Here is a 419-nt window from a genome sequence, read left to right as displayed (position 1 = left end):
GGCCATCAGGTACGGCTTGTGCAGGGGAAATCCGAAGATCGATCCCTGGACACCGCGCATGATAGACACGGTGCCGTTGTAGTCGCTGACATAGTAGTTGCTGCGGATCACCGTGCGGCCGATGGCCAGCACCGCCAGTGCCAGCAGCGCTGCCAACGCGACGCCGATCGCAATCCGGCGGCGCGGGCGACGAGGCGGGATCGAGGTGTCTGCTTGTGGCAGAACCCGTTTGACCACGCTTTTGCGGGGATTGAAGGCTGAAGCGCGGGTTGCGGCAGTGTTGGGCCGGTTCGCTTGCTCGCCGTCATCGCCGGACACCGCCCCGGCGATGATCGGCTGGGTGGGCCCGTAGTCGTGGTCGACGACGTCGGCGACCACCACGGTGACGTTGTCGGGACCGCCGCCGCGCAGGGCCAGTT

Annotated in this window: 1 pseudogene; it reads right to left on the bottom strand. The window is 66.6% G+C overall.

The annotated features are described in order from the left end of the window. Window positions 1–419 (bottom strand): annotated as a pseudogene (locus tag JWG39_RS16195) (serine/threonine protein phosphatase); the annotation flags it as partial.

This window comes from Desulforhopalus vacuolatus (assembly GCF_016918505.1).
GTDB lineage: Bacteria > Desulfobacterota > Desulfobulbia > Desulfobulbales > Desulfocapsaceae > Desulforhopalus > Desulforhopalus vacuolatus.
Note: the sequence above shows the minus strand (reverse complement) of the source record. Positions and strands in the feature narration are given on the sequence as shown.